Origin of the sequence: Paraburkholderia saeva, assembly GCF_907164555.1 — a bacterium.
GTDB lineage: Bacteria > Pseudomonadota > Gammaproteobacteria > Burkholderiales > Burkholderiaceae > Paraburkholderia > Paraburkholderia saeva.
This window is the reverse complement of the sequence record NZ_CAJQZC010000019.1, coordinates 1-20854: the sequence shown is the minus strand read 5'-3', so window position 1 is coordinate 20854 and position 20854 is coordinate 1. Positions and strand designations below refer to the sequence as shown.

The 20854-nt window shown below is 63.5% G+C and carries 18 protein-coding genes; 13 read left to right on the top strand and 5 right to left on the bottom strand.

Features of this window, described 5'->3' with window-relative positions; genetic code table 11:
- The first annotated feature begins 41 nt into the window (after window positions 1-41).
- Window positions 42-998 (top strand): alpha/beta hydrolase, encoded by a 957-nt coding sequence (locus LPA36_RS28800; protein WP_228883917.1) that lies wholly within the window; start codon window positions 42-44, stop codon window positions 996-998.
- 60 nt (window positions 999-1058) lie between these two features.
- A complete protein-coding gene (locus LPA36_RS28795; RefSeq protein ID WP_228883916.1) occupies window positions 1059-1982 on the top strand; it encodes a dihydrodipicolinate synthase family protein in 924 nt (307 codons plus the stop codon).
- A gap of 143 nt (window positions 1983-2125) precedes the next feature.
- On the opposite strand, the gene LPA36_RS28790 is transcribed toward LPA36_RS28795, so the two are convergent.
- Entirely contained in the window at window positions 2126-2785 is a 660-nt protein-coding gene (locus LPA36_RS28790; RefSeq protein ID WP_228883915.1) for a GntR family transcriptional regulator, read from the bottom strand.
- Window positions 2786-3078: 293 nt separating this feature from the next.
- On the opposite strand from LPA36_RS28790, the gene LPA36_RS28785 reads away from it, so the two are divergent.
- From LPA36_RS28785 to LPA36_RS28765, 5 genes are all read left to right on the top strand, one after another.
- Window positions 3079-3999, top strand: a complete 921-nt coding sequence (locus LPA36_RS28785) for a fumarylacetoacetate hydrolase family protein (protein ID WP_228883914.1) — start codon at window positions 3079-3081, stop codon at window positions 3997-3999.
- 68 nt (window positions 4000-4067) lie between these two features.
- A complete protein-coding gene (locus LPA36_RS28780; RefSeq protein ID WP_228883913.1) occupies window positions 4068-5096 on the top strand; it encodes an ABC transporter substrate-binding protein in 1029 nt (342 codons plus the stop codon).
- A 78-nt stretch (window positions 5097-5174) separates the two neighbouring features.
- Window positions 5175-5732 (top strand): VOC family protein, encoded by a 558-nt coding sequence (locus LPA36_RS28775; protein WP_228883912.1) that lies wholly within the window; start codon window positions 5175-5177, stop codon window positions 5730-5732.
- 13 nt (window positions 5733-5745) lie between these two features.
- Window positions 5746-6501 (top strand): ABC transporter permease, encoded by a 756-nt coding sequence (locus LPA36_RS28770; protein ID WP_228883911.1) that lies wholly within the window; start codon window positions 5746-5748, stop codon window positions 6499-6501.
- An 86-nt stretch (window positions 6502-6587) separates the two neighbouring features.
- Window positions 6588-7346 (top strand): ABC transporter ATP-binding protein, encoded by a 759-nt coding sequence (locus LPA36_RS28765; protein WP_407674358.1) that lies wholly within the window; start codon window positions 6588-6590, stop codon window positions 7344-7346.
- Between the two features lie 40 nt (window positions 7347-7386).
- Here the strand turns inward: LPA36_RS28765 and LPA36_RS28760 are convergent, their stop codons facing one another.
- Entirely contained in the window at window positions 7387-8466 is a 1080-nt protein-coding gene (locus LPA36_RS28760) for an aldose epimerase family protein (RefSeq protein ID WP_228883909.1), read from the bottom strand.
- A gap of 27 nt (window positions 8467-8493) precedes the next feature.
- Window positions 8494-9696, bottom strand: a complete 1203-nt coding sequence (locus LPA36_RS28755; RefSeq protein ID WP_228883908.1) for a XylR family transcriptional regulator — start codon at window positions 9694-9696, stop codon at window positions 8494-8496.
- A gap of 281 nt (window positions 9697-9977) precedes the next feature.
- Between LPA36_RS28755 and xylA the strand changes: the two genes are divergently transcribed.
- The 5 genes from xylA (at window position 9978) to LPA36_RS28730 (ending at window position 16911) form a co-directional block, all read left to right on the top strand.
- Entirely contained in the window at window positions 9978-11300 is a 1323-nt protein-coding gene (gene xylA, locus LPA36_RS28750; protein WP_228883907.1) for a xylose isomerase, read from the top strand.
- A 113-nt stretch (window positions 11301-11413) separates the two neighbouring features.
- Complete coding sequence (xylB, locus tag LPA36_RS28745; RefSeq protein ID WP_228883906.1) at window positions 11414-12892, top strand: xylulokinase; 1479 nt, start codon at window positions 11414-11416, stop codon at window positions 12890-12892.
- 147 nt (window positions 12893-13039) lie between these two features.
- Window positions 13040-14068 (top strand): D-xylose ABC transporter substrate-binding protein, encoded by a 1029-nt coding sequence (xylF, locus tag LPA36_RS28740; protein ID WP_228883905.1) that lies wholly within the window; start codon window positions 13040-13042, stop codon window positions 14066-14068.
- Window positions 14069-14149: 81 nt separating this feature from the next.
- Window positions 14150-15715 (top strand): D-xylose ABC transporter ATP-binding protein, encoded by a 1566-nt coding sequence (gene xylG, locus LPA36_RS28735; protein ID WP_228883904.1) that lies wholly within the window; start codon window positions 14150-14152, stop codon window positions 15713-15715.
- A complete protein-coding gene (locus tag LPA36_RS28730) occupies window positions 15712-16911 on the top strand; it encodes a sugar ABC transporter permease (RefSeq protein WP_228883903.1) in 1200 nt (399 codons plus the stop codon). Before xylG ends, LPA36_RS28730 begins: the two co-directional genes overlap by 4 nt.
- 179 nt (window positions 16912-17090) lie before the next feature.
- Here the strand turns inward: LPA36_RS28730 and LPA36_RS28725 are convergent, their stop codons facing one another.
- Window positions 17091-17372: a hypothetical protein gene (locus LPA36_RS28725; RefSeq protein ID WP_228883902.1), complete on the bottom strand. Its 282-nt coding sequence runs from the start codon at window positions 17370-17372 to the stop codon at window positions 17091-17093.
- A 268-nt stretch (window positions 17373-17640) separates the two neighbouring features.
- Here LPA36_RS28725 and LPA36_RS28720 point away from each other — a divergent pair, with 268 nt between their 5' ends.
- The gene (locus LPA36_RS28720; protein WP_228883901.1) at window positions 17641-18747 is read left to right on the top strand and encodes a GGDEF domain-containing protein; all 1107 of its coding nucleotides are present in this window, start codon (window positions 17641-17643) and stop codon (window positions 18745-18747) included.
- 37 nt (window positions 18748-18784) lie between these two features.
- Here the strand turns inward: LPA36_RS28720 and LPA36_RS28715 are convergent, their stop codons facing one another.
- Window positions 18785-20515 carry a peptidoglycan D,D-transpeptidase FtsI family protein gene (locus LPA36_RS28715; RefSeq protein ID WP_228883900.1) on the bottom strand — a complete coding sequence of 577 codons (1731 nt, stop codon included), beginning with the start codon at window positions 20513-20515 and terminating at the stop codon, window positions 18785-18787.
- Window positions 20516-20854 lie beyond the last annotated feature (339 nt).

Below are 20854 nucleotides of genomic sequence, written 5' to 3'. Positions count from 1 at the left end.
GTCGTTTGCGCTGTTGTGAGCGCGTGTTGCGAGGGCCACCGATGCAAGTCCAGCAGGAACCGTTGGGAAATCTGTCTTCTGAGGTGAAGCAGTGCTTTGCGGCGATCGGGCCCGTCTGGGGCCGCGATATCAACGCACATCGAGACTGCGTGATCGAGGCGTATACGCCGCTCGTCGCCGCTGCGGCGGCGCGCGCGGAAGCCGTGGGCGAGGCGGTGACGTGCGACAGCGATATCGCGTACGGTGCCGATGCACGGCAGCGGCTGGACGTGTTCGCAAGCGATGCAACGCGTGCGCGGGGGCATGCGGATGTCGTGGTGTTCGTGCACGGCGGCGCGTTTCTGCGCGGCAGCAAGAGCTTCAACGGACTGATCTACGACAACGTGTCGCGCTGGTTCGCCCGCCAGGGGCGCGTGGGCGTGAACGTCGAATACCGGCTTGCGCCCGGCGCGCCGTATCCGGCGGGCGCGGAGGACGTCGCCGCGGCGCTCCGCTGGGTGCGCGCGCATATCGCGGCGTACGGCGGCAATCCGCAGCGGATCTTTCTGGTCGGCCATTCGGCGGGCGGTGCGCATGTCGCGACGTATCTCTGCGATCCGGCGCTCGATCGACAACATACGGAAGCAGTGGCGGGCGCGGTGTTGATCAGCGCGCGGCTCTTTGCCGACGTGCTGCCCGACAACCCGAACGCGGGTGGCGTGCGCGCGTATTTCGGCGACGACGCGGCGCGCTACGCCGAACGCTCTCCCCTCACGCACGCGGCGCACATGCCGGTGCCGCTGATGGTGGTGGTCGCCGAATTCGAAAACCCGTGGCTCGACGTCTATGGCGCGGCGTTCTTCGAGCGCGTGCTGGAAGCGCGGCAGCGCGCGGGCGGCACGCTACCCGCGCCGCGTTTTCTTCAGATGCGCAGACACAACCACACGTCGGTGGTCGCGCACTTCGATTCGGGGGAAACGCTGCTCGGCGACGCGATGCTCGATTTCTTCGCCGGCTGACACGTGCTGACCAGCGCGACGAACCCAACCCGCGCCTGCCACTTTTCACGAGGACACTGCATGTCTGCTTTTGCCCAACCGCGCGTTTTCGCGCCCGTCGTGACGCCGTTTGCCGACGATCTCACCGTCGACACCGACCGCCTCGTCGCGTTTTGCCGCTGGCTGACGGGGCAGGGCGCGGGGCTTGCGCTCTTCGGCACGAACAGCGAAGCGAATTCGCTTGCGCTTGCCGAGCGTCGCGCGCTGCTCGATCGGGTGGTCGAAGCCGGCATCGACCCGGCGCAGTTGCTGCCGGGCACCGGCGCGTGCGCGCTGCCCGAAGCGATCGAACTGACGCGTCACGCGCAGCGCGCCGGTTGCGCGGGCGCGTTGATGCTGCCGCCGTTCTATTACAAGGGCGTGAGCGACGACGGCCTGTTCGGCTATTACGCGGAGGTGATCGAAGCTGTCGGTTCAGCGGATCTGCGCGTGCTGCTGTATCACATCCCGCAGTTCACGGGCGTGCCGATCAGCCACGCGCTGATCGAGCGGCTGATCGCGGCGTATCCGCAAACGGTAGTGGGCATCAAGGACAGTTCCGGCGACTGGGCGAACACCGAGGCGATGCTCAGGCGCTTTCCGGGCTTCGCGGTATTTCCGGCGTCGGAGGCGTTGCTGACAAGGGCGCTGCCGCTCGGCGCGGCGGGTTGCATCTCGGCGACGGCGAACATCCAGCCGCACGCGATTGCGGCACTGTTGCGTGCGGCCACGCCCGAAGCACGCGCGCTGTGCGATGCGAAGGTGTCGACGATCCGGCTCGCCGTCCAGGCGCAACCGATGATCCCTGCGCTCAAGCGCATCGTCGCGCATTTCGCGAACGATCCGGCGTGGACGCGTGTGCGCCCGCCGCTCACGCAGATGGATGCCGCGCAGTCGGCGGCGCTGATCGATCAGCTGGTGGCGCTCGGGTTTTCGATGCCGGCGCTGGACGTGGCGAACGCGTGATGTTGACGACGCCTGTGGCATCTACAGCACCTGCAGCACGACATCACACGTCGAGTCCGAGCCGCGAAACGCACGCCAAAACGTACGCGGGAAAGTACGCCATAACGCACGCCATAACGCACGCCAGAAAACGCCCCGAAAAATCAGGCGTTTTCGCGTTCCGCGCGCTGACGCTTGAGCCTGCCGAGCACGACGATCGACAGACGCGCCGTGTGATCGCGCATCGCGTTGTACGCGCGTTCCGGCTCGGAGTTGAGGATGGCCGAGACGATTTCGCTGTGCTCGTCGGTGGCGGATTCGAAGCGCGACGGCGACGCGGGCTGCGCCGCGCGAAAACCCGCCAGACGCTGCCGCTGCACCGCGATGATCGATGCCAGCGACTTGCTCTGCGCGCCCTTGCAGATCAGTTCGTGGAACTCCCGATTGAGCGCGAAATAACCGGCCTCGTCGCTGCACGCGATCGCCTCGTTCATCTCGGTCTGCAGTTCTTCGAGCTGCTTCTTCTCGACAAGGCTCATGCGTTGCGCGCTCAGACGGCAACACAGCGCTTCGAGTTCGCACATCGCTTCGAGCATGTCGGCGAGTTCGTCGATGCTGAACTGCGCGACGACGACACCCTTGCGCGGCGTCAGCTCGACGAGCCCGCGCGCGGCGAGTTCACGCAGCGCTTCGCGGATCGGCGTGCGCGACGCGTTGAAGCGCTCGGCCAGCACGGCCTCTTCGAGCTTCTGGCCCGGCGTGAGCGTGCCGTCGATGATTTCGTCGGACAGCAGGCGATAGATCTTCGAGGAAAGCGTTGTCATCGTCATGGTCGTGAGTTGAGCGGAAGGCGTGACCGGCAGGCCTGGCAGGCCCGGTGTGGCTCGAAAGCCGGCCCATTATGCGCCAGCGCTGCGTCACCCTCAATGCGGGTGGCGCATATCAGCGCTGCACTGGCCATGCAGTGTACGCGCAACCGTGTTCATACCCCGATAAGTGTATACGTTAATGTATATAAAAATACACTGATGCGTAAATGTATACAAAATGATCCGCGACGGGAGACCCTGACGTGCGCGGATCTGCATCCCACTCATCAGAAGAAGCGAGGATAAAAGTGACCTGGTTTGGTATCGCAACCTACGAACTGAATGGCCGCACCGCGGCAGGGCTGGCTGTCGGCGACGCGCTTTACGACGCGCAGGCGGTGCTGCGCGAAACCGCCGCTGCGGCGCTGCCCGGCGATCTCGACGCGCTGATCGCCGGCTGGGAAGGCGCGGGCGCAGCCGCCGTGGAGCGCCTCGGCGCTGCTGCCGCCGCCATCGAAGCGGGCCGCGTCAACGCGACGCCGCTCGCCGGGCACACACTGCGCGTGCCTTATACGCCACGGCGGATTTTCGCGGCGGCGTCGAACTATTATGAACACGCACGCGAAATGGGCACCGAGCTTGCGCCGCGCGAGGAAAGCACGCCATACATGTTCATGAAGGCGGAAACGAGTATTGTGCCGACCCTCGCGCAGGTCGTGATTCCGCCCACCGCCGAACGGGTGGACTGGGAAGTCGAACTGGCCGTCGTAATCGGCCGGCGCGGCCGCCACATCGCGGTGGAAGACGCGTACGACTACATCGCCGGTTACACGATCCTGAACGACGTCAGCGCGCGCGACCTGAATCGCCGCACCGACTATCCGTTCAAACACGACTGGTTTCGCGGCAAGAGTTTCGATACCTTTGGGCCACTCGGACCGTGGTTCGTGCCGCGCGCGTGCATTCCGGACGCGCAGAACCTGCGGATGCGTCTCGCGATCAACGGCGAAATGATGCAGGACGGCAGCACGTCCGAGATGATCTTCAGCATCGCCGAGCAGATCAATTACCTCTCGACGATCCTGACGCTTCAGCCTGGCGACCTGGTCGCCACCGGTACGCCGACGGGCGTCGGCATGGGGCGCGGCATCTATCTGAAGCCGGGCGACGTGATGGTTGCGTCGATCGACGGCATTGGCTCGATCGAAAATCCGCTGGTTGCGGCGTGATCGCGCGACGTGAAGGCGCCTCGCGCTAGATGCCTGGCACGCACCTCTAACAGGAGCAGGAGAAGGACATGTTGAAACAGGTGCGGCGAACTGCACACCGGATAGCACAGCGCGTATCGGCAGCGGGCTGTCTGTTCGCCGTGGCAGCCTTCGCTTTTTCAGCGCCCGCCGCCCAGGCGGCGGACGCGGTGCGCGTCAATCTCGCGTGGCTGCCGCAGGGCAGCACCGGCGGCATCCTGCTTGCGCAGGCGAAGGGCTGGTATCGCGAAGCCGGCCTTGACGTCACCGTGATGCGTGGCTACGGAGGTCAGCGTACGGTCAACGAAGTCGACGGCGGCCTGTTCGAGTTCGGTTACGGCGACCCGGTGAGCGTGATGCTCAACCGTGCGCACGGCGGCCACGCGGTAATGGTCGGCGCGATCAACACGCGCTGGCCGGGCGCGATGTGCTACCTCGAAAAGCCAGGCTTCAAGGTGACGACGCTGAAGGATCTGTCGGGCCTGACGCTGGGCGGCGGGGGCGCCTCGCCGGTACAGAACATCGTGCCCGCGTGGCTGAAGCAGAACGGCCTGCCGCCCGATGCGATCAAGACCGTGCGCCTCGATCCCGCGGTGATCAATACCGCACTGCTGCAAAAGCGCATCGACCTGTCGGAATGCTGGGAAGGCGCGAGCCTGCCCGTGCAGGCGGCGCTGGCAAAGCGCGCGGGCCAGCAGCTCGGAAAGGTCTATTACCGGGATTTTGGGCTGGATATGATGGGCAACGGTATCGTGACCACGGACACGTTCGTCGCGTCGCATCCTGACGTCGTGAAGCGCTTCGTCGAGGCGACGTATCGCGGCTATGCGGCGATGCGCGAACATCCGCAGGAAGCCGCCGACGCGATCGCCGCGCAATATCCGGTGCTCGACAAGACGATCCTCATGCAGCAGATCGTGGAAACCAACGGCCTGATCACCGACGATCCCGCGCATCACAAGACAGGCTGGCTGCGCCCCGAACGCATGGACGCGACCGCGGGTTTCGTCGCGCGCGCATTCGGCACCGGCACAAAGGTCAAGGCCACCGATCTCTATACGAACCATTTCGTCGAGTAGCTGCACGCACTCGATGCAAGATGCCCGCGTGGTTGCTGCACGGTTTGACGCAGCCCGCGGGCGAACAGGAGGGAATCAATGAACAGTTTGCGTCCAAAGCGTCTGGGGCACATGGTGTTGATGGTGCGCGATATCCAGAAGTCCGCGAAGTTCTATACCGAAGTGCTGGGCCTGAAAGTCTCCGACTGGATCGGCGACCAGATGGTGTTCCTGCGCGCCGGCACCGATCACCATGATCTCGCGCTCTCGCAGTTGCCGGCCGATTCTGCCGACTTCAACGATCTGCCGCGCTATTCGCGTCCCGGTCTCGAACACTTCTCATATCTGATCGACAGCTACGAGGAAATGGAGCGCTCGGTGAAGGTGCTACAGGAACATGGCGTCGAGATTGTGCGCGGCATTGGACGGCACGGTCCGGGCAACAACCTGTTCCTCGTCTTCAAGGATCCGGACGGCAACAACGTCGAGGTCTACTGCGAGATGACGCAGATCGGCGAGCGCGATCCGCACGAGCCGCAGGTGTGGGAACGCAACATCGAATCGTTCGACCAGTATCGCTTCGAACGTTTTGTCGTGCCGCCGCCCGCGCATCTCGTCGCGCAGAAGAGTGGCGGTTCCGGCAAGAAAGACGACTGACGCGGAGCCTTTTATGAAGCTGAAGCTCAAGCGGTTCGCCGAAACGCTGGCGTTCTGGATCGTCGTCGGACTCGTGTGGGAGTTCGGCGTGCGCTGGTCGGGCACGCGCGAATACGTGCTGCCCGCGCTGTCGAAGGTGTTCGAAGCCGGCTGGGAAATGCGCGGACAGTTGTTCTCGGACACGCTCGCCACCGCATGGGAAGTGTTCGCCGGTTTCGCGCTCGCGCTCGTCGGCGGGCTTGCGGTGGGCCTCCTTGCCAGCACGTCCGCGATTGCGCGGCGCACGCTCTTTCCACTCGTCACCGCGTTGCAGAGCATGCCGAAAATCGCGCTCGCGCCGCTCCTGATCGTGTGGTTCGGCTACGGTTTCGGCTCGAAGCTGGCGGCCGCCGTGCTGTTCGCATTCTTCCCGATCGTCATCGCGACCATGGGCGGACTCGCGGGCGTGCCGCGTAATCTCGACGAACATTTTCGGGCGCTCGGCGCCTCGCAGGCGAAAACGTTCTGGTATCTGCGTCTGCCGGCAGCGTTGCCTTCGCTGATCGATGGGCTGAAAGTCGCGATGCCGCTTGCGGTGATCGGCGCGATTGTCGGTGAATTCATCGGTTCGGAGTCGGGGCTCGGGCATCTGATCGTATTCGCGACGTCGAATGCGCAGACCGCGCTTTCGTTTGCGGCAATCCTGATGGTGACCGTGCTCGCGATGCTGTTTTACTGGGCCGTCGAGCTGGTTTCGCGTGGAGTCTGGTGGAGAGGAGTCACAGTCTGATGGCACTCGCAAACATGTTGCGCGTCGTAGCGCGTGCGCCCTGCACGGGCGTGGATATTCAGCAGCGTGACGCCGCGGCGCGCGCGATGGTGTCGGTCGATCAGGTCGGCAAACGGTTCGCGGCCCGCGGCGGCGCAGGCGCGTTCAGCGCGCTCGAAGATGTCTCCATGCAGGTTCGCGACGGCGAGTTCGTCTCGATTCTCGGCCCAAGCGGCTGCGGCAAGAGCACGCTGTTGAGGATGGTGGCGGGCCTCGTGCCGTGCGACGACGGTCGCATCCTGCTCGATGGCGGCGCGGTGGCGGGGCCGGTTCACGATATCGGCGTGGTGTTCCAGACGAGCAACATGTTGCCGTGGCTCACCGTGGGCGCGAATATCCGCCTCGGCGCGAAGCTGCGCAACCTGCCGCGTGAACGCATCGAAGCCCGTTTGCCCGCGCTCCTCGACACACTTGGCCTCACGCAGTTTGCCGACCGCTATCCGCACGAACTCTCGGGCGGCATGCGGCAGCGCGCGGCGATCGGGCAGATTCTTCTGCTGGAGCCGCGTGTGATGCTGATGGATGAGCCGTTCGGCGCGCTCGATGCGCTTACGCGCGACCGGCTGAACGTCGAGCTGCTGCGCATCTGGCAGCAGAGCACGCTAACGGTACTGCTGGTGACGCACAGCATTCACGAGGCCGTGTTTCTGTCGGACCGTGTGCTTGTGATGTCGGAGCGGCCGGGGCGTGTGCTGCACGACGTGAAGATCGAGCTGCCGCGTCCGCGCCAGCCCGACGAGGTGAAGGCCGATCCGAAATACGGCGAGTACGTGTCCGAGCTCTCGAAGATGATGGGCGTGTTCTAGAACGCAAGCGGAGGCGTTCACGCCTCCACTTGCGCGTCTTTCAAGTTGCGACATCCACACGATAACGCGTGAGCTGGCGATAGACTTCGCCGGGCCGCAGGATCACCTGTTCGCGCTCGCGTTCTTCCATGTTGATCTGGTTCGGAAAGCCGCCCGCTTCGAGGCACAACCCCGAGTGGTTGCGATACACGGTGCCGTTGCGGCCAACCGTGCCTTCCAGATAATTCCCCGTATAAAACTGCAGGCCGCGTTCATTCGTGGCGACCGTGAGTTCGCGCCCGCTGGCCGGGTCGTACGCGCGGGCAACGTGCCGCATTGGACGCAGGGCGGTATCGGGCGCGGGCACGTCGCGCAACACGTAGCAATGATCGAAGCCGCCGGCGCGCGCGAGTTGCACATGCGGCCAGTCCAGTCGTGCACCGATCGGCGCGCTTTGGCGGAAATCGAACGCGTTCCCGGCCACTTCCGCGCGACCGGATGGAATCAGCTCCGTGTCGACTTCGAAGAACTCATCGGCTTCGATCGTCATCACGTGGCCGCGAATGTCGGTGTCGGGCTGGCCCGTCAGGTTGAAATACGGGTGGCTTGTGAGGTTGAGCGGCGTGGGCGCGTCGGACACCGCTTCGTAATCGATCTCGAGCGTGCCGTCGTCGTCGAGCGTGTAGCGCACCTGAACCGTCACGTTGCCCGGAAAGCCTGCGTCGCCTTCGGCGGATTCGAGGCGCATCACGAGCGCACCGTTGTCTTCGCTCACGTCCCACATCGCCCGGTGAAAACCGGCTGCGCCACCGTGCAGCAGGTTCGGTCCGTCGTTGCGATCAAGCGTGTAGTCGATGCCGTCGAGCGTGAAGCGCGCATGCGCGATGCGGTTCGCCCAGCGGCCGACGAGCGCGCCCATGTACGTTGCGGCCGCGAAGTATTCGGTGGGCGTGTCGTGGCCGAGCAGGACGTCATCGAGACGCCCCGAGCGATCGGGCGCATGCCAGGAGATGAGCGTTGCGCCGAGATCGCTGATGGCGACCTTCATGCCGTGCGCGTTACGCAGTGTGAAGATCTGCACCGGGTCGCCGCTTGCGAGCGTGCCCCAGGCGGCCGAGGAAAGGTGAGCGTGAGTGATCATGTCGTCGAAAGTGGGGAGGTAGAAGGTTCAACCCGGCGCAGCCGACGACTTCGCGCGTTCCTGATACTCGCGCGGCGTGCAGCCAAGTTCACGACGAAAAACCGCGTACATGTATTGCAGCGACGTAAATCCACAGCGGATTGCGACCTCCGCACTCGACGCATCGCGCTTTGCAAGCATGGTTTTGGCGGCATCCAGTTTATGACGCAGAATTTCCTGATGCACGGTGCACTGCAGTTCGCGACGAAAATACTCTTCGAGCGAAGACCGGGACACACCCACGTAATCCGCAACCTGTTCGGTACGTATGCCCTGACACGCGTACTGGCGGATAAAGTGCCGCGCCCGCATCACATACGGGCTTGACAGCGGCTGATGCTTTGTCGATTCGAGCACGTTGATGCCGACAGGCGGCACAAGAATGCGTCGCCCGGGAAAGCGCGCGCCATGCAGCATCTGATGCAACAGGTGGGCGGCGGTGCGGCCCATTTCCTCGGTGCCCTGAATCACGGAAGAAAGCGGAATGCGCGTGAGCGTGCGCGTCAATGGATCGTTGTCGATGCCGATGATCGCGACTTCTTCCGGCACCGCGATGCCCGCCATCAGGCACGCCTGCAGAAGGTGGCGCGCACGCGCATCCGTTACCGCGATGATACCGACGGGCTTCGGCAGATCCTTAAGCCACGCGGCGAGCTGCTCGCTTGCCTTGTTCCAGCCAGGCGCGCTCGTCGGCAGGCCGCGATTGATCTCGACATCGAGCCCTTCCGCGTTGAGCAGATGTGTGAACGCGAGTTCGCGCTGCTGGGCCCAGCGGTTTTCCGGCGCTTCAGGCAGGCTGTAAAACGCAAAGCGCTGCAAGCCCGCGCCGATCAGGTGCGTGAAGGCGAGCGAAACGAGCTTGGGATTGTCGGTCGCGATATAGGGCAGCCCCGGCGGATACTGCGACGCATCTTCATACGATGAACCGACCGCGACGACCGGCAGTGCGCAGTCGCTGAGCGCTTCGCATACAGCAGGGTCGTCGAAATCCGCGATGATGCCGTCGCCATCGAACCGCTCGATGCCTTCCAGGCGGCAGCGGAAATCTTCTTCGAGGAACAGGTCCCACGCGACGCGCGTCGACAGCAGGTAGTTGCCGATACCTGTGATGATCTCGCGGTCATACACCTTGTTCGCGTTGAACAGGAGCGCGATGCGGTGTGTCCTGGGCGGTGTCTGGGTTCGGGTCATCACCTGGATGGCGCGCTGTATGCGGACCAATGTCTCATGTTGGGCGCGACGGCCGTGTCCGCGCCGGTTTTAAGTGTCCGGTTATTTTAGGCCGGGAAACCCGCGCCTGGGCGACCGATTGTAATTACCCGCGAGAAACATCACACAGGCTACGCAATTTCGCAATTGCCGGGTCATCACGCGCACTGGCACGATGGCATCAACCTGCATCAACCAGCCCGCACCCTCCACGGCACTGCGGGAAAACCCGGTTGCAGCGCAACATGACATCAGGAGACGACATGTCCTTTTTCGAACACGTTCCCGCAGTGCAATACGAAGGCCCGCAGTCGGACAATCCCCTTGCTTACCGGTTCTACGACCGCAAGAAAGAGGTCCTCGGCAAGACAATGGAAGAACACCTGCGTATTGCCGTCTGCTACTGGCACACGTTCGTGTGGCCAGGCATCGACATCTTCGGTCAGGGCACGTTCAAGCGCCCCTGGCAGCAACCCGGTGACGCGATGGAGCGGGCGCAGCAAAAAGCCGACGAAGCCTTCACGTTCTTCACGAAACTGGGCGTGCCGTACTACACGTTCCATGACACCGACGTCGCCCCTGAAGGTACGAGCCTCAAGCACTACACCGAGAACTTCGCGCGCATGACCGACTATCTCGCGCGCAAGCAGCAGGATACCGGCATGAAACTGCTGTGGGGCACGGCAAACCTGTTTTCGCATCCGCGCTATGCAGGGGGCGCAGCGACGAGCCCGAATCCTGAAGTATTCGCCTATGCGGCGACGCAGGTATGCCACGCACTCGACGCGACGCTCAAGCTCGGCGGCGACAACTACGTGCTGTGGGGCGGCCGTGAAGGCTATGACACGCTGCTCAATACCGATCTCGTTCGCGAGCGCGACCAGTTTGCGCGCTTCCTGAACATGGTGATCGAGCACAAGCATCGCATCGGTTTCAAGGGCGCGCTCCTGATCGAACCGAAGCCGCAGGAGCCGACGAAGCATCAATACGACTATGACGTGGCGACGGTGCATGGCTTTTTGCGGCAATACGGTTTGCAGGACGAAATTCGCGTGAACATCGAAGCCAATCATGCGACGCTTGCCGGCCACTCGTTCCATCACGAGATCGCGACCGCGTTTGCACTGGGTGTTTTCGGCAGCGTCGACGCGAATCGCGGCGATCCGCAAAACGGCTGGGATACCGATCAGTTCCCGAACAGCGTCGAGGAAATGACGCTCGCGTTCTACGAAATCCTGCGTCACGGCGGCTTTTCGACCGGCGGCATGAACTTCGACGCGAAAGTGCGACGCCAGAGCATCGATGCGGAAGACCTGTTCTACGGCCACGTCGGCGCGATCGATGTCCTCGCGCTGGCGCTGGAACGCGCGGCGGTGCTCGTTGAAAACGACCGTCTGCAGAAATTCCGCCAGCAGCGTTACGCAGGCTGGGATACGGAATTCGGTCGCAAGATCCTGTCGGGCGGTTATTCGCTGTCGACGCTTGCCATCGACGCAACGGCGCGCGGCGTGAACCCGCAGCACGTCAGCGGCCAGCAGGAGCGGCTTGAAAACATCGTGAACCAGGCTATCTACGCGCCACGTTAAGCTCTCTTGACGCGCTTCTGGCGAAGCCAAAAAAACGTTAGTGCCACCCGTCAATTTCGCAATGAATGACGGGTTGGCAAGGCGCACACTTGCGCGAAAAAAGGATGGAGACAATGTTCATCGGTATTGACCTCGGCACGTCGGGCGTCAAGGCGGTGCTGCTCGATCGCGACCAGCGCGTGCGCTGCACGGCGGGACATGCATTGACTGTCAGCCGGCCGCATCCACGCTGGTCGGAGCAGTCGCCCGAAGACTGGTGGAACGCCACGACCGCCGCAATCGGCGACCTGCTTGCGCAGGTCCGCGTGGAAGGCATCGACGCGTCGCGCATCGAGGCAATCGGTCTCACCGGCCAGATGCACGGCGCGACGTTGCTCGACTCCCAGGGCGACGTGCTGCGCCCTGCGATCCTGTGGAATGACGGACGCTCGGACGTGGAATGCGTCGAGCTGGAAGCGGCCGTGCCACAACTGCATGCTGTGGCCGGCAATCTCGCGATGCCCGGCTTTACCGCGCCAAAACTGTTGTGGGTTCGCAAGCACGAACCGGATGTCTTCGCGCGTATCGCGCAGGTGCTGCTGCCTAAAGACTATCTGCGCTACCGGCTAACCGGTGACTTCGCAACCGATCCTTCAGACGCGGCGGGCACCTTATGGCTCGACGTCGCGAAGCGCGACTATAGCGACGCGTTGCTTGGTGCTTGCGGCTTGACGCGGGCCCAGATGCCCACGGTGTTCGAAGGCAACCGTATTACCGGAACGCTTAAACCCGAACTTGCCCACGAGTGGGGGTTGAACGAGATTCCGGTTATCGCCGGCGGCGGGGACAATGCAGCGGGCGCGGTTGGCGTCGGCATCGTCAAGCCGAAGCAGGCGATGCTTTCGCTCGGCACGTCGGGTGTCTATTTTGCCGTGTCCGATGGCTTCCTCGCGAATCCCGCATCCGCGGTTCACAGCTTCTGTCATGCGTTGCCGCAGACGTGGCACATGATGTCGGTGATGCTGAACGCGGCTGGCTGTATCGACTTTTGCGCGCGTCTTACCGGCTATGCCGACGTGCCCGCGCTGCTCGCCGATGCCGAAGCGAACGCAGGCAGCCGGGGGGCGTGGTTCCTTCCGTATCTGACGGGCGAGCGCACGCCGCACAACAACGTGAATGCAAAGGGCGTGTTCTACGGCATGACGCCGGAGACAACGCGTGCCGACCTTGCGAACGCGACGCTCGAAGGTGTCGGCTGCGCGTTGCTCGACGGCATGGATGCGCTGCACGCAGCGGGCCTCGTACCCGATGAAATCACGGTGATCGGCGGCGGGTCACGCAGCGCGTACTGGACGCAGATGCTGGCCGACATCGCCGGCCGTCCGCTGACGTTGCGATCGGGCGGCGAGGTCGGTCCCGCGCTCGGCGCTGCGCGCCTCGCGCATCTGGCGCTCGAGCCGTCCGCGTCGCTCGAAGCGGTCTGTCCGACGCCTGAAGTAGTGGCGGTGCGCGAGCCGGATGCGACGCGTCATGCGTGGTATCGCGACGTACGCCGTCCCACCTTTCACGCGCTCTATCGCGCGCTCGAACCGGTGTTTGCGACCAGTCCCTGACGGACGGTCAGAAGCAGACCGACGGTCGCGGCCAGTGCAGCCGCGCCGCGAAAAAGGTAGTGCCTTTGTTGTCATTTGCCCGGCCGCGCAGTCTTGATGTGTTGGCCTTCCGATGCAGCATGAAACGACCATAACGAGGAGTGAGACATGAAATTCAAAACACGCCGTTCCGTCCTGGGTACGCTACTGTGCACAGCGATGGTCGCCAGCCTGTCCGTCGTCGCGCCGCTTGCACATGCAAGCAAGGACAACCCTGAAATCGGCTTCTGTATCGACGACCTGCGCGTCGAGCGCTGGTCGCGCGACCGCGACTATTTTGTCGCGGCAGCGCAGAAGCTCGGCGCCAAGGTCTCGGTGCAATCGGCCGACGCCAGCGAGGAACGTCAGATCGCGCAGATCGAAAACCTGATTTCGCGCGGCGTCGACGTGATCGTCATCGTGCCGTTCAATTCGAAGACGCTTGGCAACGTGGTGGCCGAAGCGAAGAAGGCCGGTATCAAGGTCGTTTCGTATGACCGCCTGATTCTGGATGCCGACGTCGATGCGTACATTTCGTTCGACAACGAAAAAGTGGGCGAAATGCAGGCTCAGGGCGTGTTCAATGCACAGCCTAAGGGCAACTACTTCCTGCTTGGGGGCGCGCCCACCGACAACAACGCAAAGATGCTGCGTGAAGGCCAGCTGAAGATCCTCAAGCCGGCCATCGATCGCGGCGACATCAAGGTGGTGGGTCAGCAATGGGTGCCGGAGTGGAGCGCATCGACGGCGCTTCGCATCACGGAAGACGCGCTCACGGCGAACAACAACAAGATCGACGCGATCGTGGCCTCGAACGACGGCACGGCCGGCGGCGCGATCCAGGCGCTCGCCGCGCAGAAGATGGCGGGCAAGGTGCCGGTATCGGGCCAGGACGCCGATCTTGCGGCCGTGAAGCGCGTGATTGCCGGCACGCAGACGATGACCGTCTACAAGCCGCTCAAGCTGATCGCAGGCGAAGCCGCAAAACTCGCGGTGGATCTGGCGAAGGGCACGAAGCCGGCGTTTAACTCGCAATACGATAACGGCAAGAAGAAGGTCGACACGGTGCTGCTGCAACCGACGCTCCTCACGAAGAGCAACGTCGATGTCGTCGTGAAGGACGGCTTCTACACCCAGTCGCAACTCGCGAGCCAATAAAACGTAAGACGTGCGCGGCTCTGCTCATCATGCAGGTTAAGGATGAACGAAGCCGCGCACTTTGCAACGAGGCAGACGCGAATGGCGCAACCCTTGCTGACGATGCGCGGCATCGTCAAATCGTTTTCCGGCGTCAAGGCGCTGGATGGCATCGACCTTGCCGTGTCACCGGGCGAATGTGTCGGCCTGTGCGGAGAAAACGGCGCGGGCAAGTCGACGCTGATGAAAGTGCTGTCCGGTGTGTATCCGTACGGCACCTGGGATGGCGAAATTCTCTGGGAAGACCAGCCGCTCAAGGCGGCGAACGTGCGCGATACGGAACACGCGGGCATTGTCATCATTCACCAGGAACTGATGCTGGTGCCGGAGCTTTCGGTTGCCGAGAACATTTTTCTGGGCAACGAAATCACGTTGCCGGGCGGCCGCATGAATTACGCGGCAATGTACCGTCGCGCCGATGAACTACTGCGCGAACTGGACATTACCGGCATCAACGTCGCGCAGCCGGTGATGAATTACGGCGGCGGTCACCAGCAGCTCATCGAAATCGCGAAGGCGCTGAACAAGCGCGCGAAGCTGCTGATTCTCGACGAACCTTCGTCGTCTCTGACGGCGTCGGAAACGCGCATCCTGCTCAACATCGTGCGCGACCTTAAGAAGCGCGGCGTGGCCTGCGTGTATATCTCGCACAAGCTCGACGAAGTCGAAGCAGTGTGCGACACGATCACGGTGATTCGCGATGGCAGGCACGTTGCCACCGAGCCGATGCGCGGGCTCACCACCGAACGCATCATCGCAATGATGGTCGGGCGCGAAATCAAGAACCTGTTTCCGCGTGAGCCGCACGAAATCGGCGACGTCGTCTTTGAAGCACGCAACGTCACGTGTTTTGATGTGACGAATCCGCGGCGCAAACGTGTCGACAACGTGTCGTTCACGCTGCGGCGCGGCGAGATTCTCGGCGTGGCGGGACTGGTCGGGGCAGGGCGTACGGAGCTGATGCAGGCGGTGTTCGGCGCGTATCCCGGTAGTTGCGCGGCGAGCGTGGTGCTCGAAGGCGCGCCGCTCAGGATCCGCGCGCCGGTCGATGCGATTCGAGCAGGCATCGCGATGGTGCCGGAGGATCGCAAACGTCATGGCATCGTGCCGCAGCTCGGTGTCGGGCACAACATCACGCTGGCCGTGCTGCAACGCTTTGCGAAAGGCGGCCGCATCGACGCCGCTGCCGAACTCGATACCATCCACACGGAAATAAAGCGCCTGTCGATTCGCGCCGCGCATCCGATGCTGTCGATCGCAAGCCTTTCGGGAGGCAACCAGCAAAAAGCCGTGCTGACGAAGATGCTGCTGACGAATCCAAAGGTGCTGATTCTCGATGAACCGACCCGGGGCGTCGATGTGGGTGCGAAGTACGAAATCTACAAACTGATCTTTCAACTCGCGCAGCGCGGCATGGCGATCGTGATGGTTTCTTCGGAGTTACCGGAAGTGCTTGGCATCAGCGATCGCGTGCTCGTGATCGGCGAAGGCGAGCTGCGCGGCGACTTCATCAATGATGGCCAGACGCTTACTCAGGAACATATCCTGACGGCCGCACTGAACCCTGTGAATTCTTCCATGACCCAAACCGGAGCGAGTGCCGCATGACTCCCGACGTCACTTCCCACGGCCCCGGCGACGCAGCTTCGTCCGCCTCGTTCGGCAGCGGACAGCGTTTCCAGCAACTGTTCGCACGCTACAAGATTCTCGCGCTGCTGCTCGCAGTCACGGCGATCTGGATTTTCTTTTCGTTCCTGACGCATGGTGCGTTCGTCACGCCGCGCAACCTGTCGAACCTGCTGCGACAGATGTCGATCACTGGCATGCTCGCGTGCGGCATGGTGTTCGTCATCATCGCGGGTGAAATCGATCTGTCGGTCGGGTCGCTGCTTGGCCTGCTGGGTGGCGTCGCGGCGATTCTCGACGTGAATCATCACTGGCCGCTTGCCGTGACGGTGCCCGTCGTAATGCTGCTCGGCGTGCTGGTCGGCATGTTCAACGGCTGGTGGTCGACCTACCGGCGGGTGCCTTCGTTTATTGTCGGTCTTGGCGGGATGCTCGCGTATCGGGGGATATTGCTTGGCGTGACGGGTGGCTCGACGGTCGCGCCGGTGTCCGATGGTCTCGTGTTTATCGGGCAAGGCTATCTGCCGCGAATCGCCGGGGATGCGCTGGCGGTCGTGCTCTTCGCGTTGTTGGCGTTATTGACAGTGCGCCAGCGACGTAACCGGCAGCGTTATGAATTGCCCGTCGTGCCGGTCTGGCAGGATGTTGCAAAGATCGTCGGCACGGGCGTGATTCTGGCCGCGTTCATCGCCACACTCGACCGGTACGGCGGTATTCCGGTGCCGGTATTGCTGCTGCTTGCATTGCTGGCCATCTTCACATGGATCGCGACGCAGACGGTTTTCGGACGGCGCATCTACGCAGTCGGTTCAAACCTGGAAGCGACGCGGCTTTCGGGCGTCAACACCGACCGCGTGAAACTTGCGATCTTCGCGCTGATGGGGCTGATGTGCGCGTTTGGCGGCATCGTCAATACGGCACGGCTTGCGGCCGGTTCGCCGTCGGCGGGGTCGATGGGCGAACTCGATGCGATCGCGGCGTGCTTTATCGGCGGCACGTCGATGCGCGGCGGCTCGGGCACGGTGTACGGCGCGTTGATCGGCGCGCTTGTGATGGCGAGCCTCGATAACGGGATGTCGATGCTGGACGTCGACGCTTACTGGCAGATGATTGTTAAGGGCGGGATTCTGGTGCTGGCGGTGTGGATCGATGTCGTGTCGGGGTCGAACCGGCGGTAGGAATCAAAACAACAAAGGGGCGCGAAATCCGCGCCCCTCGCGACAACAAAGCAAATCTCCCAGGCATCCACACACACGCCGTTATCACTTCCGCGTTTGCGGCGCGGCATCCGGAACACCGGATACCGTGTCGGCCCACTTCGTCTCACTCACACCCCACGCAAAACCTTCAACCGCTCTCAATTCCCCCGAAACACCTGATCGAACAGCGACGGCGCAACACCACCGCGCGAACCCGATGCGGACGAAGAACCCGATTGCGACGACATCGGTGTCGTCCCGCCCACGGCCTGGGTGGCGTCCGGCGTGACTGACGTCTGCGCCGGATGCGCATCGGTCGATGCCGCGCGCGACACAGCATCCTGCTGATTCACCGTACCCGCCGCGTTTTCCTGCGCTTGCGCAGCCAGCGACCACACCGACGCCACGAGCGCGGCTGCAACAACAAAACTGGATTTCATGACGGCCTCGCTGAGTAAGTCGACGTTTAATCGACTTAAGAATGGTAGATCGCGAAATATCGCAAAGAGGCAGCACTTTCCACAATAAACCGTTGCGCCGCGAGCAATCCGTCGGCTGGTTGCAGGCAACGAACACGCATCGCAAAGCGCGCGAAAGCCGTTTGTTTTATGGTGCACCGAGAAAGTGCTCAAGCCCGGGAAAAATCGGCCGATAACCGTACAGATGAGGCCGATGTGTATGCCTCGCCCTGTCCGCCCAACCGATAACGTGACGAATCTCGCCCAAACGCCGCTTTCCGATCGCCTTCGCGCGCTGATCGATACCGTTCAGCACAACGAGCGCACGCTTCGCCGCTTCCAGGACGTGGAACTGCATCTGATCGGGGCGCAGGATTTCCAGGTTTTCCTCGAAACGCTGTTCACCCGCCTGCCGCGCGAATTCACGCTGACGAGCGTCCTGCTCTGGCTCGATGACCGTGCGCCGATGCTGCACGAACTGCTTTCGCCAGAAGCGCCCTACCGTCCCGCCAGCCATCAGCTGAAAACCGCGCGCCACATCGGCGATGCGGGTGCGCAGCTCTGCAAGGAGGGCCGTCCGTGGCTCGGCAAGGCGCGCGAAATGGGCGAAACGGCGCGCAACGCATTCTTTGAAGGCCAGACGCCCGCCGCCAGCGCGATCGTGTTGCCGCTCACAAGCGGCGGCCGCGCGATGGGTTACCTCTGCCTCGGTAGCGATAACGCCGGGCGTTTCGCGGAAGGCATGGCGACGGACATCCTCGAACGCTTCGCGACGATCGTCAATGCAAGCCTCGACAACGTCGCGCACCGCGAGCGGCTCAAGCAGCTCGGCATGACGGACCCGCTCACGGGCCTTGCGAACCGCCGCTACTTCGACGAACGCCTGCGCGAAGAAACGACCCGTGCGGCGCGCTACGCACTGCCAGTCGCGTGTCTGTTCATCGACATCGACAGCTTCAAGCAGATCAACGACACCTATGGCCATCCGACGGGCGACCGCGCACTCGTGCTCGTCGCTGCCTGCGTGCGACAGCAGGTGCGACTCGGCGATACGCTCGCGCGGTACGGCGGCGAAGAATTCGCCGCGCTGCTGCAGGGCGATCTGAAAGATGCGATGGTCGTCGCTGAACGCGTGCGTCAGGCAGTGTCGACGCTCGAACTGCTCGACGAAAGCGGCACACGGATTCCGCTGACGGTGTCGATCGGTGTGTCGGCGCGCACCAGCAAGCGCCGCGACGATCCCTCGACGCTCGGCGATACGCTCATCGACGAAGCCGACCGCGCGATGTACCACGCCAAACGCAACGGCCGCAATCGCGTGCAGGCGCTCCCTGGTGATTCGCCGGACGGACTGTAGGCGTCAAGCCGCAGGAAGGTCTTCGCGCAGTCCTGCATCACGCATCGGGCGGCACGCCCAGTAGTTGCAACGCGCCGCCGGCCACCGACGAAAACACCGGACCCGCCACCGTGCCGCCGTAAAACGCGCGGCCGGCCGGATCGTCGATCATCACGGCGACGATCAGCCGTGGATCGCTCATGGGCGCCATGCCGACGAAGAGCGCGCGATAGCGGTTCTTCGCATAGGTTGCGCCGACCTGCTTGCGCGCGGTGCCGGTCTTGCCACCCACGCGGTAACCTTCGATCGCCGCTGCACGGCCCGTGCCGCCAGGCCCCGTCGCCATTTCCAGCATCGAGCGGATCGACGCCGCCGTCGCGGGCATCGTCACGCGCTGGCCGGGGCTGCGAGGCGGCGCATCGATGCCGGGCTGCGCGTGATCGAGCAGCAGCGTGGCCGGATGCAGCGTGCCGTCGCCCGCGTAGGCGGTGTAGATCTGCGCGATCTGCAGAAGTGACGCGGAAAGGCCGTAGCCATAGGCCATCGTCGCCTGCTCGATGGGGCGCCAGCGCCTGTACGGCCGCACCTTGCCCGACGCGACGCCAGGAAACGTCAGCGCCGGCGGCTGGCCGAGCCCGTATTCCTGATACTTCGTCCAGATCGTTTCTGCCGGCAGGTTCAGCGCGAGTTTCGCGAGCGCGATGTTGCTCGACTTCTGCACCGCTTCGGCAACGGTCATCCGGCCATGATCGGACGTGTCGTGAATCACGTTCGGCCCGATCCGGTAACTGCCGGGTGCGGTATCGATGAGCGTATGCGGGCGCACCTTGCCTTCGTCGATCGATAGCGCGACGACGAGCGGCTTGATCGTCGACCCCGGCTCGAACGTGTCGACGACCGCGCGATTACGCAATTGCCGTCCGGTCAGGCGCGCGCGGTCGTTCGGATCGAACGTCGGCCAGTTTGCGAGCGCGAGCACTTCGCCGTTGCGCGCGTCGAGCACGACGACGCTGCCCGCCTCCGCGCTGTGCTTTTCGACCGCCGCGCGCAGTTGCGCAAAGGCCAGTTGCTGGATGCGCCGGTCGATCGTCAGCTGCACGGTCGCGCCGTTCTGCGCCGGTACGAGCGGCCGCGTCTCGGACACCACGCGGCCGAGCCGGTCGCGAATCACTTCGCGCTCGCCTGGCGCGCCGGCGAGCCAGGCGTCGGCGGCGAGCTCGATGCCTTCCTGGCCCTTGTCCTCGATGTCGGTAAAGCCCACCACGTGCGCCGCCGATTCGCCTTCGGGATAGAAGCGCTTCGTGTCGGCAATCTGCGTGAGACCCGCGAGTCCGAGGCGGTCGATCTTCTCGGCGGTATCGGCGTCGACCTGGCGCTTGAGCAGCACGAACTGCCGGTCGGCGGCAAGACGTCGCCGCAGTTCGGCGACGGGCAGGTCGATCAGCTTCGCGAGCGGCGCGAACGCCGATTCGCCGATCAGCCGTGGCGTGGCCCAGATCTCGTATGTCGCCAGACTCACGGCGAGCATCGCGCCATGGCGGTCGACGATGCGCCCACGCGTGGCGTCGAGTTCGATCGTCCGCTGATAGCGCTTTTGTCCCTGCTGGATGTAGAAGTCCTGGTTCGCAATCTGAATCCAGAACGCGCGCCCGATCAGCGAAGCAAACGCGACGAAGACGATCAGGACAACGAGCTTCGAGCGCCACATCGGCAGACGCGAGGCGAGGAGCGGATTGCGCGTCGGACCCGCGTGCGGATCGCGGTGCGGCGAAGTGTGCTTTGGGTTCATGGGCACTGATTGTAATGAGATCGTAATCTCTATACCAGTGCCATGCGCAGAAGGGTGGAGCGGGCGACGGCCGGCCACCATCAGGCGGCAAGGGCGAAAACGGAGCCGCAGAAAAGAAAATGCCCGGCCGCTGATTGTTTTAAAAGCCTGGCCGGGCGATTCGTTCTATCCATGCGTCGTCCCCGACGCGGCGTGTTTTTGAGGCGCTACCGATCTCCGGGCGCCTTCTTTTTTTTGTGCGCCCGGCAGGGCGCACTCACTGGGAGGTGAAAGTCCTCTACACACCCGGCAAGGGGAAGTGTTAGCCAGAGGCAAGGGTTTCGCGGGCGACTGCGAGTC